The following is a 13,771-nucleotide window of genomic DNA, read 5'->3' as shown; positions in this document are numbered from 1 at the left end:
CTGAAAGTGATGGAATCTTTCTTTCTGAAAACGGCGCTTTTGTTGAATAAATAAATCCTCATTTAGTATTTTGAATTACTTTTACTCTGAATTTTCATAAAAGTACCACTCCTTCACTTTATTAAAATAATCTAAAATCTAAAATTAAGGTGGTTTGCATGAATAACATAAGAGAAACGATTTTCGAAGTTGTTTATTCTATTTTACCAATTACGTTAGTTATAACCGCTTTACAGTTCACGTTAGTATGGCTACCGATGGAAACCTTTCTTCAATTTTTAGCCGGTGTTGTCTTTGTTGGAATCGGACTGATACTCTTTTTATTGGGCGTTAACGTTGGATTGCTACCTGTTGGAGAAATGATTGGATCTGCATTATCAAAGACTAAGAAAGTATGGGTCATTGTGTTTTTTGGCTTTTTATTAGGTGTTGTGGTCACAATCGCAGAACCTGATGTCCAAGTACTTGCCCGTCAAATAGATCAAGTGTCTAATGGTGAGATTCCAAGGAGTATTTTAATTCTTGCTGTTGCGCTAGGGGTTGGTATTTTTGTTGGACTTGCAATGGTACGTATTATTTTTAACATTAACATTGTCTATATATTAGCAATTAGTTATGGCGTTATCTTTTTATTAGCTGCCTTTACACCTCCGCATTTTGTTCCTATCTCCTTTGATTCAGGAGGCGTAACAACTGGACCCTTAACTGTACCGTTTATATTAGCCTTAGGTGTTGGGGTAACTTCTGTTATGAGAGGTAAATCATCGTCACGTGACAGCTTTGGCCTGGTAGCACTTGCTTCTATTGGACCTATTTTATCAGTACTGCTGTTAGGGGTGATTTACGGATGAACATACATTTATTTGAAGGGTTTAACCAGGTAATGACAGATGTTGCTATGGCATTATTACCACTTTTAATCTTATTCTTAGTATTCCAATTTATATTTTTAAAATTACCGATTAGAAAACTAAAAGATATTGGTGTTGGTTTTCTTTTAACATTTTTAGGTCTCTCCTTTTTCTTACAAGGTGTCCATATAGGGTTCCTGCCTATTGGAGAATTAATGGGAAAAAGTCTTGGTGCCTTACCGTATCGGTGGGTGTTAATACCAATTGGGTTTATCCTTGGCTTTGTTGCAATATACGCTGAACCAGCTGTTAGCGTATTAATCCATCAAGTTGAAAAGGTATCTGGTGGATATATTCAACCAAAAGTATTGTTATATACGCTTTCGATTGGTGTCGGAATATCTATAGCACTATCGATGGTACGAATCATATTTGGTATTTCACTATGGTATTTTATCGTTCCAGGCTATATAATAGCATTGATTATGGTGAAGTTTTCTTCAAAAACATTTACATCTATTGCATTTGATTCAGGCGGAGTTGCAACCGGACCGATGACTGCTACGTTTATTTTAGCGATGTTTGTAGGAATCGCTACGCAAATTGAAGGCCGTGATCCTCTTCTCGACGGTTTTGGCATGGTTGCACTAGTAGCATTGGCTCCAATAATATCTGTACTTACGCTAGGAATTATATTCAGTAGAAAGGAGAAGAGTCAAAATGTCGAAGATCAATCCGGGACAAAAGCTAATAGTCACGATCGTTAGGAAAGAAAAGGCCAAAAAAGTCATCCATGCATCCAAAAAGGCAGGAGCAAATGGTGGTACTACATTAATTGGCAAGGGATTTAGGCTGAATGAAAAAAAGAGGGTCCTAGGGATTCCAGTAGATCGAGAAAGAGAAGTAATATTGACTCTTGTATCAAATAAGATTTTCCCAAGCGTTATGAATGCTATTGTCGATTCAGTTAAATTAAACCAGCCCAGACAAGGAATTGGTTTTGTTATAGATACAAAAAAAGTTACAGGAATTTGTCATATGATGGGATTAGATGTGGCAAATGAAGACATGGATAAGGATGGTGTTACTATCACAATGGAAGATGAAAAAGTTCTTTATGACATTATCATTACAATCGTAAACAAGGGTGACTCCGAAAATGTAATCGATGCTACTAAAAAGGCAGGAGCAGAAGGTGGAACCATCCTAAATGGACGTGGCACCGGTATTCATGAACAAGCAAAGCTTTTTAATATCCTAATTGAACCCCAAAAAGAAGTAGTATTAACATTAATCAGTAGAGATAAAACAAGCAATGTATTAAAAACCATTGAAGAAGACGCTAAATTAAATCAACCTGGTAAAGGTATTTCCTTTGTTATAGAGGTTGAAAAAACAATAGGTATCAACCACACATTAAACCAGATGGTCAATGAAGAACTAAATGAATAACGCGCTGAACAATTATAGCAATTTCAAAAATAATCTAGCAACAATAATATTGGTTGTAAAATCAACAGCCGCACTTGTACGTGCGGCTGTTGATTTTGTATTTTTAGAGATTAGAACCCATCCTCCAACCCCCCCATCTTAACTCAGGAATCTTTCACTGCTTCTTTTTTTTACATCTAGACTACTATCACCAGTTTCAATCTAACTGTATACACTGCTATAAGGATTCTTATAGAAAAGGTGAACAAGATGATTAATATTTCAGGTACAGCTTTTCATTGGGATGAGTTGATTGAGAAAGTCTCGATTTCGGGTAAAGGAAAAAATATTTTAAAGCAGCTAGAAAACAGCTCAAAAATGTACCATTATCGATCGTTTAAAGACTTGGAGAGCACCATCCATATTAGGGAGCTAATTATGGAAGCAGCAAGCAAGCTAAACGACAGCCACGCAAGCTTTGCTGTTTTTAGGGAAACAAGGGCTAATGATCGATATTGGTCAATCACAGGACAAGGTGGAATTCGTTTAAAGCAAGGTGTAAAACCTTCCGCTGCGATTCGTGATATTTATAAAAATGGGGATCAATACGCATTTGAATGCGCTACAGCAATGATTATGGTTTACTATTATGCAGCGCTTGAATACCTGGGGACAGAAACCTTTAATAACTATTTCACAAATTTATATTTGTATAGTTGGAATACAGATGCTGATCTAAGGTTGAAAAACGATACAGTAAAGGAGCCTATTCCAGGGGATATTGTTTATTTTAATAACCCTGATCATCTTAAACCTCAGTGGCAGGGGGAAAATGCCGTTTTCCTAGGGGACAATCTATATTATGGTCACGGGTTAGGTATCCTTAGTGCGGAGGAAATGATCAGGCAGCTTAACATCCTGGGTGAATCAAGTGAGCAAGATGCCTATATGATAGATATGGTTGTTACGCCATCATTCGACCACTTGATTGCATTAAAAAACGAATACAGAAGATCTGGTAGAACGCCTACAAATAGGGTGATCGTATATGAAAGCATTTACCATCATAACCAAACATCCATTTCCTACTCTTATTACTTATCCCTAGTTAGCATGGTAAATGCAGGTACTATTAAAATAACAATTAATGGTACATTAGATTAACAGCAGGGGACATCCGTCTTGTCCTCTAAAAAATTTAACGTATTAAAAAACTGCCTCCATCCATTATTTCAATTTCGGGATACTTGCGTAGATCGTTCATCAACGTAAATAGTGCATCGTCTTTTTGTTTTGCTTCAATCATGCAGTCTATTTGTGGAACACTTCCTTTTACTTTTTGTAAAAAGTCCATAAACATTGCGCTATCCACATAATCAGAATGGGCACGAAATTGTTTTTCTGACTTGGGACTTGAAATGTGCATCTTTACCGGTAGCTTGGACGATTTCCAAGTTTTAACCACACGTTTCCAGTCCTCATGCCAATTATCGGATTCCGCATGATTTGCGAGGTGGTGATGATAGTCAAATACCATGGGAATAGCTAACTTTTCACATAAGTATAATGTTTCCGAAACGGTGAACACCTTATCATCATTTTCAAGGATAATCATGCGCTGCAAATCAGAAGAAACAAGTGCCCAGTTTTGAATAAATTGCTCAAGCGCTTTTTCCTTATCACCATATCCCCCGCCAACATGCAACACACAGCGATGCCGATGGTCAATACCCATCCCTTCTAAAAGTTCAAAATGCATGCGTAGTGTTTTTATTGAATTCTTTAGAACATCTTTGCCCGGCGAATTTAACAATACAAAATGATCAGGATGAAAGTCTACTCTGATTTCAGGGTGTTCTATAAGGAACTCCCGTATTTTCTCCAGCGATGGTTGTATGGATTGAATGTAATTCCAACCTTTGAGTTCAGGATGCGTAGCTAACGGCACAAGTTTGGACGATAGTCGAAAAAAATCAATATCATGTGCCACATTATGCCGTAGCAATCTAAGGCAATTATGCAGGTTGGTTTCAGCGAGTTTTACCAGTTTTCGTGTAGCGGCATCCTTATCTTCATGCTTTGCAAAATTAGTGTATGTCATCGTTTTGGACGGGGAAGCATTTTGTACATGCACACTCATTGCTACATAACCAAGACGTACCAAAGTCATTTCGTGCACTCTCCTACTTTAGGCTTTTAACGATTAGATTACTGTCAGAAATAGATTGTCCATTTAGGAAAAAATTAGTCCAATCATTATCTTGTTTAACATCGCTCCTTGGAGGAATAATAAAATTATAAATAATGAAGGAGTGCATGCAGTTGAGTCAAAAAGAGATAGAAGTGAGTGTAAAAAAAATACTTAATGACAGTAATGTTGGCCCGATGGCAACAGTTGAAAATAATAAACCACATTCAAGGTATATGACTTTTTGGAACGATGGGTTGAAACTGTATACGGCCACAAACAAAAATACCCATAAAACGGAAGAAATAGATACTAATCCATTCACACATATTCTTCTTGGATATGAAGGCGAAGGGTTTGGCGATGAATATGTGGAATATGAAGGAAAAGTTTCCATAAACGATTCAGAAGAGATGAAAAAGCAGTTGTGGAATGAGCATATGGAGCTATATTTTGATGGTCCAAATGATTCGAATTACTTCGTACTGGAAATTGAGCCAATGCAAATTAGTTTAATGAACAAAAAAGGTGAAGCACCAAAGATACTACATCTATAATTGAACAAAAGCGTAAGAGCCCATTTAGCGTAAAAAAGATCACCAGCATTAAAAAATGGCTGGCGATCTTTTTTAATGTCTATTTTGTTTAAATTGATCCATACATTCTTGTACAAGTGTTACGCCTTGACTCATGGCTGCTCCTCCACCAATTGCTGTTGATACACCAATAGCCTCAAAGATTTCCTTATCCGTACACCCCTGGTCGATGCACCCCTTCGTATGATAAATCATACAGTATTCATCTTGTGAATAAACGCTTATTCCGAGTGCAATAAGCTGCTTATTTTTTTGAGAAATTTCCCCTTCTCTGAAACAATGTTCCGTAAATTCATTGTAAGTCTGTACAACTTCAGGCATACCCTCAGTGAATTTATTAAGACCTTCCTTGTAGTTAATCAAGTGCTTATCAATTGAATGGTTGTTTGTTACTTCGTGATGTTCCATGCTTTCACTTTCCCTTCTGTTCGTAAATATTTACTCCAAAGCCCTATTAAGGCTTTGGAGTTAGTTTCTGGTTATTCTTTTCTATTTAGTGGATCTTGGTCTTTTTCACTATCCTGTACAGTGGGATTGTATATACCTGTTACATCATTTTCTTCACCAAACTCTGTACCATAATTCACCTTGTTTGTACGGATGGTTCGATCCTTACCCTTGTCCAGGTCCTCATCAGTTTCTGTTAGAGGATCAAATAACATGGTTATGCAATAAAGGCCACTAATACCAACAAGCGTATAAATTACGCGAGCCAAACCTCCATCTTGTCCACCAAATATTGCTGCCACTAAGTCAAATTGGAATAACCCAATTAAACCCCAGTTAATAGCACCAATTATTACTAAAGCTAAGGCGATTTTCTTTAACGTCTCCATAATTACCTACACCTCCTTTTGTCTGTGTTGTTGTCACTGCTGACCCAAGAACTACGGGAATTAATCCGTCTACATGTTGCATAAAATAATCGTCCCGCTGGGAAAGATTCATTTTATCTTTTCCTTATCGTTCGTTTTCATTCAGTGATAACTTTTGACTCTTTTCGTACGCATTTTTGCTATGTCACCTTCATAGTTGATATGTATTGCGACGTAACTGCTGGTTGATTTCCGCTGCGGACCGTTGCTTTCCGCGGGCACGGCTTCAGCCTCCTCGCGGAATACCACCGCTGCGGGGTCTTCAGACTCGTGCTGTTCCCGCAGGAGTCAACGGTCCTTCGCTCCAATCAACTGCCAAAATAGTGAAAGGAGCTATATAGCACTGCTTCCAGACACCATGTTAGCGGAGGAATTACGAAAACACCCTAACTTTTAAAAAATAGAAGTGACACTGAAAAAGCAAGGAAAATACAGGCATTAAAAAAACAGGTATACCACAAACTAAACGCGTGGAATACCTGCTTTATTTTTATCTAATACAACGTTTGAAGTGCTTCTTTCTTAAATGGCAATAAGTCATCTGCTCTGCCGTCCTCAACCTTCTTCACCCACTCTGGATCCATTAAGAGAGAACGTCCGATAGCTACCAGGTCAAACTCTTCGTCATGAAGCTTTTCCATCAGGCCATCGAGACTCGTTGTTTTGGCACCGGAAAAACTCGTGAATTCTCCATCAAGCCCAACTGACCCAACAGAAATCACTGGTTTACCCGTTAATTTCTTGGTCCATCCTGCCAAGTTCAAATCAGAGCCTTCAAATTCCGGTTCCCAGAAACGACGTGTAGAACAATGGAAAATATCTACGCCTGCTTCTACAAGTGGCTTTAGGAAACGTTCCAATTCGTCCGGCGTTTTAGCAAGTTTAGCTTTGTAGTCATTCATTTTCCATTGAGAAAAACGAAAGATAACTGGAAAATCAGGCCCAACTTCACGTCGGCAAGCTTCTATTATCTCGACTGCAAATTGCGTGCGATCGACGAGATCTCCACCATAACGATCCGTACGCTTATTGGTATTTTCCCAGAAGAATTGATCGATTAAATAACCGTGAGCTCCGTGAAGTTCGATTCCGTCGAAACCAATCCGTTTAGCATCAGCTGCTGCTTGAGCATATGCCTCAACCATATTTACAACTTCTTCTTCGGTCATTGGCTCTGTTATTTTTTTGCCTGACAAGCTAAGGCCAGATGGTCCAACAGGTAGTGCTTCTTCATTTGGAAGCTCCCCTTCTTTACGGGTCATTCCCACATGCCAAAGCTGTGGTACAATTTTCCCGCCAGCTTGATGAACTTCCTTTACGACTCCAGCCCATCCGTTCAATGATTCTTCACCATGAAATAAAGGGATACTGGCACCTGAAACAGAAGCCGGATGATTAATGCCGGTTCCTTCTGTTACAATTAAGCCTACTCCATTTTCAGCCCGGCGACGGTAGTAAGCTGCCACATCTTCCCCCGGTACTCCATTTGGTGAAAAACCACGCGTCATTGGCGCCATCACCGTGCGATTCTCTAATATTAATTTATCACTTGTAAATGTATGAAATAATGGTTCTGTAGATATAGTTGTTTTACTCAATGTATGTCCTCCTCTTTCCTTGATGCAATAGGTATTATTTCAAATTCCATCGGGAAAGAAAAGATATCTGTTTGTAGTACTGATAATGGAAACAAGTTACTAAGGCAGCCGCAGCCCGTATACACTTCGCTTTTCGCGGGCGGCTGGTGAGCCTTCTTGTGCTAACGTACTGCGTAGTCTCACCGCTGCCTTTCCTCCCGCAGAAGTCTACGTGTATACGGGCTGCTAGTATAACATTTGCCAATAACAGCATTCATTAGTTAAAAGAAATGACAAAGAATGCTTACGTAAATAGCTTTACCAGGAGGGCGGTGACTCCTGCGGGAACAGCACGTGTCCGAAGACCCCGCAGAGTGGTCTTCTCGAGGAGGCTGAGGCCGTGCCCGCGGAAAGCATCCGCCCGAAGCGATCCTGAACGGCAGCAATAGCACATGTCTTTGGAAATAAACATAAAGTTACGTCGCAATATATATCAACTATGAAGCTAAAAAAGCAACAATGCGTACGAAAAGAGCCTTGATTGAAATACAATCAAAGTTTTGCTTTTACCACGATTTCAGGATTACCTGCATTCACATTGTGATAAGCATTTTCAGCCATCATATACTTACTTTCAGTAGATAATTCAAGTCACGAACCGCCACCACTTGCTCCAGCAGCATTATTATTATTACGTTTGATTATCATATTAACTCCCATCACAACCGCTACTAACTCTTCTGTGGATAGCTTAGATGAATGATTATTTAATTCAAATGCTGGTGAACGAAAGAAACCACTTACCTTTTTAAAAGTAGCAACCGTATTTCCATCCTGATCAAGAATGTTATATTCCTTGGAAAATGCCTCTGAATTAATTTCATAATCTCCATGATGATAAGAATGATAGACATACTTTTTGGAAAAAAGGGATAAACGTTTTTTCAGTTTCCCAATCTCCTGCTCATTTTGATCTTTTACGTTCCACTTACTTGATAAAAAGCGGAAAGAACCTTTTACTACGATATTACCTTCCCTATCCAAAATATCGACACCTGATGAAAAGGCACTTTTCAAATCAAGTGAACCAATTTCTTCCTGATTCCCATTATAAATTTCCGTTTTACCTGCTGAAAAAAAGTTATCTGTAAAATAAATTGACTCCCCCATTAAAATCCTCCTCGTTATTACGACTTTTGATAGTTAAAACAAATTGCTTAAACTTGATAATAAAGCTAATAAGAAAAAAAGCGTTAATATGCCAAAAAGGGGGTATGGAGTGAATAAGCTCTTTAGATTGATTCGTTGTTTTCGGTGGTAAACAAGTCCAAAGTCTGGTAGAACCACTGTTTAAATTATTATGGTAAGTATACTGAACATTTACTTTGCTAATCATAATAAATTTCTTTCTTAATCCCATTAAAAATATGAAAATTCAATCTCCATCTATTTTAACATAAGGCTATTTTCATAAATATTGTTGCTTTCGAGAGAATAGATATAAACTGCGACGTAACTTCTGGTTTATTTCCAAAGACATGTGCTATTGCTGCCGTCCAGGATCGCTTCGGGCGGATGCGCACCTTAGGGCACGGCCTCAGCCTCCTTGCCCCGGCAAGGGGTATGCCGACGTTGTCCGCAAAGGACGGTTTTAGTCGGCCCTCATCATTGACCACTCTGCGGGGTCTTCGGACACGTGCTGTTCCCGCAGGAGTCACCGCCCGGAACGATGCTGGACTGGTAAAGCTATTTACGTAAGCATTCTTTGTCATTTCTTTTAGTTATTGGCAACTATTATACCAGCAGCCCGTATACACGTAGACTCCTGCGGGAGGACAGGCATCGGTGAGACTACGCAGTGCGTTAGCACAAGGAGGCTCACCAGCCACCCGCGGAAAGCGTAGTGTATACGGGCTGCGGCTGCCTTAGTAACTTGTTTCCATTATCAGTACTACAGATCTAACTTAGATAGAAGTTATGTCGCAGTTTATATCAACTATGAAGCTGAAAAAGCAACAATGCGTACGAAAAGAGCCTAACATAAATATCCAACTATCCTTGAGAAGGATTTTCAACAGAATGGTCCTTAGATGCAAATAGAGCGCATATCCTTATTATGGAAATGCGCCCGTTTGAGTAATATTGTTACCACTGAATTTTTCATCTATCTCAAATCTGTTAATGGCTTAAATTAATTCATCCCTTCCTCCGCTCAACCATGTTAACTCCTACACCCATACATACAACAGCGATTAAAAGCATTAGGGCAATCGGTAAAGCAATGTCAATCCAGCTTGCACCATAAAGAGCAACATCCATCATAGCTTCAACCCCATGGGTCAACGGGAACAAATCTGCAATAAATAACAAGATGGAATTACTTATGGTACCTGGTGGCATATATATACCGCTGACTATCGGAATCATTGGAATAACGGAAGAGAAAACCATATTAAATTGTTCTGGTGTTCGGAGTATTCCAGTAAATAACATAGCCAAGCTAACCATACTCAGCGTATAAACACCTGCAATGGCCAATATCATGCTAAAATTCCCTAAATCATAACCCATTACATATTGAAATACGAGAAAAACAACGAACATCTGAAAAAAGCCAATACAAAAACTATAAATGAGATGTCCCGAATACATACCTGTTTTACCAACGGATGATAATATCATACGATTCCATACCCCATTCACCTTATCCGCCGTGATCCCATTGACTTTAAATCCGATGGTGAACATGGCGATAAAAAGGGTAAAACCAAACAATAACTGAATGCCCATATCATGTCTTTGAAGATCCTCTTCCTGTAGGGACTGGGTTTGAACTTGTAATGGCGGATCTTCCATATAACTCTCCAGTTCATTTCGCAGTTCATCCATATTCTGTGTACCTGCTACCGCCGCAAGCTGTGCTTCTTTTGTAAACACTTCATGAACTTGTTGTTCAATCATTTGTACTTGGGGCATATAAGAAGAGGTAACCAGGCGATAATCATTTTCCATCACATGAATGGCAACATCACGTCTTCCTTTTACAACATCTTCACGTGCTTTCTCTTCATCTGTAATAACAAAGTTAACGGACTCACCATCATTCAGTAAACCTGCCCATTTCTCTTCTACCTCCGCAGCATTAGGTCCACTACTGAAAATGGCCACAGATGTCTCACTTTGCTGTGTGCTACCCCCAAATATAAGTGATGCCACGATGCTGGCAACAATGAATAGAATGATGGTAAATGGTTTTCGTATATCTTTTCTCAATTGTGCTTTAAACACTGGGAACATTATACTCTCTCCCTTCTAGGAAATAGGAACATACCAATAAAGAGGCATACGATAAAAAAGCTCAGCAGCAAAATAATCGGTACAATTAAATCCTCAGAAGAACCATATTGTATCCACTCTAATAGTGTTGCCTGCGTTAATCCATTAGGTGTCCATTCTCCAATTTTCTGAACCCATTCAGGAAGAAAGTCAATTGGAAAAAAGCTTCCTCCCAGAACTCCCATTGCCATAACAATCATTAGGAAAAGACCGTTCGCTGCATTCGGATCATCTAATCGTAGAGTGATTGGTGTAAACAAGGCAGATAATCCCGCTACAGCAATCGAAAAGGCAGTTATTACTAAAATGGTTCCCAGCCAAAATTCGAATGACATTCCTGAAAAGACATCCAATAGCAATTGAGTAACCGTCAATGTGATCAACAGTTGTATCCATGTCATACTAAAAGTTGATAGTATTTTTCCCATTAAATAGTCAAATGGCTTACTATTAGTCAGTATGATTCGATTAAATACGCGTTCCCTTTTTTCTGTGACTGTTTTCATCGCAACAGTAGAAGCAATAAATAATGCAAACAGGGTTCCTATAGCAAACGTAAAATACTGTGCCATGGTATAGGACTCCACCCCTTCTACAACTTCTCTCCCACCTTGGGGCAATTCCGGTTCGGTCATTCCAGCCTCAGATGCGCTACCGAGTGCGAACTGGAAATTAAGTGTGTTAACGTAATTCGTAACCATATCTTGAAGTGCATTAACTTCCGTTGATTCTTCTTTAACGTTTATCGATAGAGCTGTTTCTATATTTTCCCCAAGCAACATTGAGGACAGCACACTGTAAGTGAATCCTTCTGGAATGTTAATTAACGCATCCAGTTTACCTTCTTTCACTAATTCCGTTGCTTTTTCTCTACTTAATTCCTGCACGCTGACCCATTCCTTCATTTCTGGATCATTAAAGAATTCATTTATAAGACCTGCTGGCGAAATACGCGCTGCTTGGGTAAGTAGTGCTTCTTTTTCAGCAGGAGGCAAATCCATATCATTTACCTTCTCTTCAAACTTTTCCAACCCAATGGATTCGTTATCTTCTTGTACAATTGCAACATCTATATTCATAGATTCTGCTCCCTCATCAAATAAACCAGAGAAAGCAATGTTTAATACAAAAATAATCACAATAGGAAGTAACAACGACATAAGGATCTCTTTACGATCTCTCCAAAATACTAATAGATCTTTTTTAAAAAATGAGCCCATCTTTTTACCTCCTTAATCTCTCAATGTTTTACCAGTTAGGTGTAGGAAAACATCTTCAAGACTTGGTGTTTCCATTTGATAATGTGTTACTTGAATACCTTCTTTTTCCGCAGCAAGCACTAATCTACTCAGAATGTTACCACCCTTTTTTGAAATAATACGAATGCCTTTATTTGTTTCATCCACCTGAAGTACATTGTCAAACAACTTAATTGTTTCTATTAATTGATCACTTGTTTCACTAAGCTGTACCTGTATGGTATCCTCACTTGATAGAATACTTAATAATTCCGATTTACTGCCTGAAGCGATCACTTTTCCATGATCCATAATGTAGACACGATTACATAATTGCTCAACTTCTTCCATATAATGGCTCGTGTAAAGAATGGTAGTTTCTTGTTCTTCATTTAATTTACGAACCGTCTCCAAAATATGGTTTCTCGATTGCGGGTCAATTCCGACAGTTGGTTCATCAAGAATGAGGATTTTAGGTCGGTGCAACAATGCTGCTGCAATGTTAACTCTTCTTTTCATGCCGCCTGAGAATGTTTTAACAAGATCTTTTTGTCGTTCTTTCAACCCTACCATTTCAAGCATATCTTGAATGCGCTGCTCTAGCATATCCTTTTTGACTTTATAGATTTCCCCGAAGAATTTCAGGTTTTCATATGCGGAAAGTTCTTCGTATAACGCTATTTCCTGTGGTACAACACCTAGGACTTTTCTAATTTCAGCTGGGTTCTTTATCATACTATTGCCATCTAACTTCACATCACCAGATGTAGGTTTTAACAAAGAAGATATCATTGAAATAGTTGTTGATTTACCAGCACCATTTGGTCCTAGTAAACCAACGGATTCACCTTCATCTAAATAAATGTCAACTTCATCAACAGCTTTTTTTTCTTTAAACGTTTTACTAAGATTTATTGTTTCAAGCATCACTTCGCACTCCTTATAATGAGATTAAATTTAGAATACAAAAAAAGAGACAGTGTCACCACTGTCTTCAGTCACGATGTTTCATTATAACCATTACTTTAATCATTTTTTCTTCCATTTATACAAGATTATGGCGAATCGCATAGATAGCAAGCTGTGTCCTATCCCTTAATTCCAATTTATTCAAAATCTGACTCGTATTATTTTTTACCGTCCCTATGGATAAAGCAAGTCTTTCTGCAATTTCGTCATTGCTGAGACCTTCTCCAATACACTTTAAAATTGCCCTCTCCCTTGGTGTTAAAGATGGATCAGGTTCTTTATTTTCCCCACGATCCAATAATAGTGGCATAACTTTAGCAGCAACCTGGTCTTCAATGGACAATCCTCCAGTAAAAGCGCTACGAATGGAGCGGAGTAAAGAATCTGTATCTCCATTTTTCAGGATATAACCACTGACCCCTATTTTCAACGCCTCCAGCACATATCGATTATCATCAAACGTTGTTAACATTAATATTTTAGTTTTTGGCCAGCGGGATTGAATGACTTTGGCTGCTTCGAGTCCATCCATTACAGGCATACGAATGTCCAGGATAACAATATCAAACGCCTGTTTTTCACAAAGATTAATGGCTTCCTTGCCATTATCCGTTTCTCCTGTAACCTTCAATTCCTCATCTGTCTCAATCATCAATTTTAACCCTTGTCTTACCATCACCTGGTCTTCAGCCAGTAGTATCCGAATCATT

Annotated in this window: 14 protein-coding genes; 5 read left to right on the top strand and 9 right to left on the bottom strand. The window is 38.6% G+C overall.

Features of this window, described 5'->3' with window-relative positions; translation table 11 throughout:
* Positions 1 to 158: 158 nt before the first annotated feature.
* From LG329_RS17340 to LG329_RS17325, 4 genes are all read left to right on the top strand, one after another.
* Positions 159 to 851, top strand: a complete 693-nt coding sequence (locus tag LG329_RS17340) for a DUF1538 domain-containing protein (protein ID WP_404452086.1) — start codon at positions 159 to 161, stop codon at positions 849 to 851.
* Positions 848 to 1,618 (top strand): DUF1538 domain-containing protein, encoded by a 771-nt coding sequence (locus LG329_RS17335; protein ID WP_404452085.1) that lies wholly within the window; start codon positions 848 to 850, stop codon positions 1,616 to 1,618. The genes LG329_RS17340 and LG329_RS17335 overlap by 4 nt, the downstream gene beginning before the upstream one ends.
* Positions 1,572 to 2,303 carry a P-II family nitrogen regulator gene (locus tag LG329_RS17330; protein WP_404452084.1) on the top strand — a complete coding sequence of 244 codons (732 nt, stop codon included), beginning with the start codon at positions 1,572 to 1,574 and terminating at the stop codon, positions 2,301 to 2,303. Before LG329_RS17335 ends, LG329_RS17330 begins: the two co-directional genes overlap by 47 nt.
* A gap of 249 nt (positions 2,304 to 2,552) precedes the next feature.
* A complete protein-coding gene (locus LG329_RS17325) occupies positions 2,553 to 3,446 on the top strand; it encodes a protein-glutamine gamma-glutamyltransferase (protein WP_404452083.1) in 894 nt (297 codons plus the stop codon).
* A 34-nt stretch (positions 3,447 to 3,480) separates the two neighbouring features.
* On the opposite strand, the gene uvsE is transcribed toward LG329_RS17325, so the two are convergent.
* Positions 3,481 to 4,452 (bottom strand): UV DNA damage repair endonuclease UvsE, encoded by a 972-nt coding sequence (gene uvsE, locus LG329_RS17320; RefSeq protein WP_404452082.1) that lies wholly within the window; start codon positions 4,450 to 4,452, stop codon positions 3,481 to 3,483.
* 152 nt (positions 4,453 to 4,604) lie between these two features.
* Between uvsE and LG329_RS17315 the strand changes: the two genes are divergently transcribed.
* A complete protein-coding gene (locus tag LG329_RS17315; RefSeq protein ID WP_404452081.1) occupies positions 4,605 to 5,027 on the top strand; it encodes a pyridoxamine 5'-phosphate oxidase family protein in 423 nt (140 codons plus the stop codon).
* A 72-nt stretch (positions 5,028 to 5,099) separates the two neighbouring features.
* Here LG329_RS17315 and LG329_RS17310 read toward each other — a convergent pair whose 3' ends face one another.
* The 8 genes from LG329_RS17310 to LG329_RS17275 form a co-directional block, all read right to left on the bottom strand.
* On the bottom strand, positions 5,100 to 5,474 hold the full coding sequence (locus tag LG329_RS17310) for a carboxymuconolactone decarboxylase family protein (protein ID WP_404452080.1): 375 nt from the start codon (positions 5,472 to 5,474) through the stop codon (positions 5,100 to 5,102).
* Positions 5,475 to 5,545: 71 nt separating this feature from the next.
* Positions 5,546 to 5,902 carry a DUF378 domain-containing protein gene (locus tag LG329_RS17305; RefSeq protein ID WP_404452079.1) on the bottom strand — a complete coding sequence of 119 codons (357 nt, stop codon included), beginning with the start codon at positions 5,900 to 5,902 and terminating at the stop codon, positions 5,546 to 5,548.
* Positions 5,903 to 6,435: 533 nt separating this feature from the next.
* A complete protein-coding gene (locus tag LG329_RS17300; RefSeq protein ID WP_404452078.1) occupies positions 6,436 to 7,539 on the bottom strand; it encodes an NADH:flavin oxidoreductase in 1,104 nt (367 codons plus the stop codon).
* A 630-nt stretch (positions 7,540 to 8,169) separates the two neighbouring features.
* Positions 8,170 to 8,688: a hypothetical protein gene (locus LG329_RS17295; protein WP_404452076.1), complete on the bottom strand. Its 519-nt coding sequence runs from the start codon at positions 8,686 to 8,688 to the stop codon at positions 8,170 to 8,172.
* A gap of 1,026 nt (positions 8,689 to 9,714) precedes the next feature.
* Positions 9,715 to 10,815: an ABC transporter permease gene (locus tag LG329_RS17290; RefSeq protein WP_404452075.1), complete on the bottom strand. Its 1,101-nt coding sequence runs from the start codon at positions 10,813 to 10,815 to the stop codon at positions 9,715 to 9,717.
* Entirely contained in the window at positions 10,815 to 12,074 is a 1,260-nt protein-coding gene (locus LG329_RS17285; RefSeq protein WP_404452074.1) for an ABC transporter permease, read from the bottom strand. Before LG329_RS17285 ends, LG329_RS17290 begins: the two co-directional genes overlap by 1 nt.
* A gap of 12 nt (positions 12,075 to 12,086) precedes the next feature.
* A complete protein-coding gene (locus LG329_RS17280; RefSeq protein WP_404452073.1) occupies positions 12,087 to 13,019 on the bottom strand; it encodes an ATP-binding cassette domain-containing protein in 933 nt (310 codons plus the stop codon).
* A 118-nt stretch (positions 13,020 to 13,137) separates the two neighbouring features.
* Positions 13,138 to 13,770, bottom strand: coding sequence for a response regulator (locus tag LG329_RS17275; RefSeq protein ID WP_404452072.1), 633 nt, complete (start codon positions 13,768 to 13,770; stop codon positions 13,138 to 13,140).
* Between the last annotated feature and the right edge of the window lies 1 nt (position 13,771).

This window comes from Virgibacillus necropolis, assembly GCF_044793635.1.
In the GTDB taxonomy this organism is placed as follows: Bacteria; Bacillota; Bacilli; order Bacillales; family Amphibacillaceae; genus Virgibacillus_F; species Virgibacillus_F necropolis_A.
The sequence above is the reverse complement of the archived record's forward strand: the minus strand, read 5'-3'. Positions and strand labels throughout refer to the sequence as shown.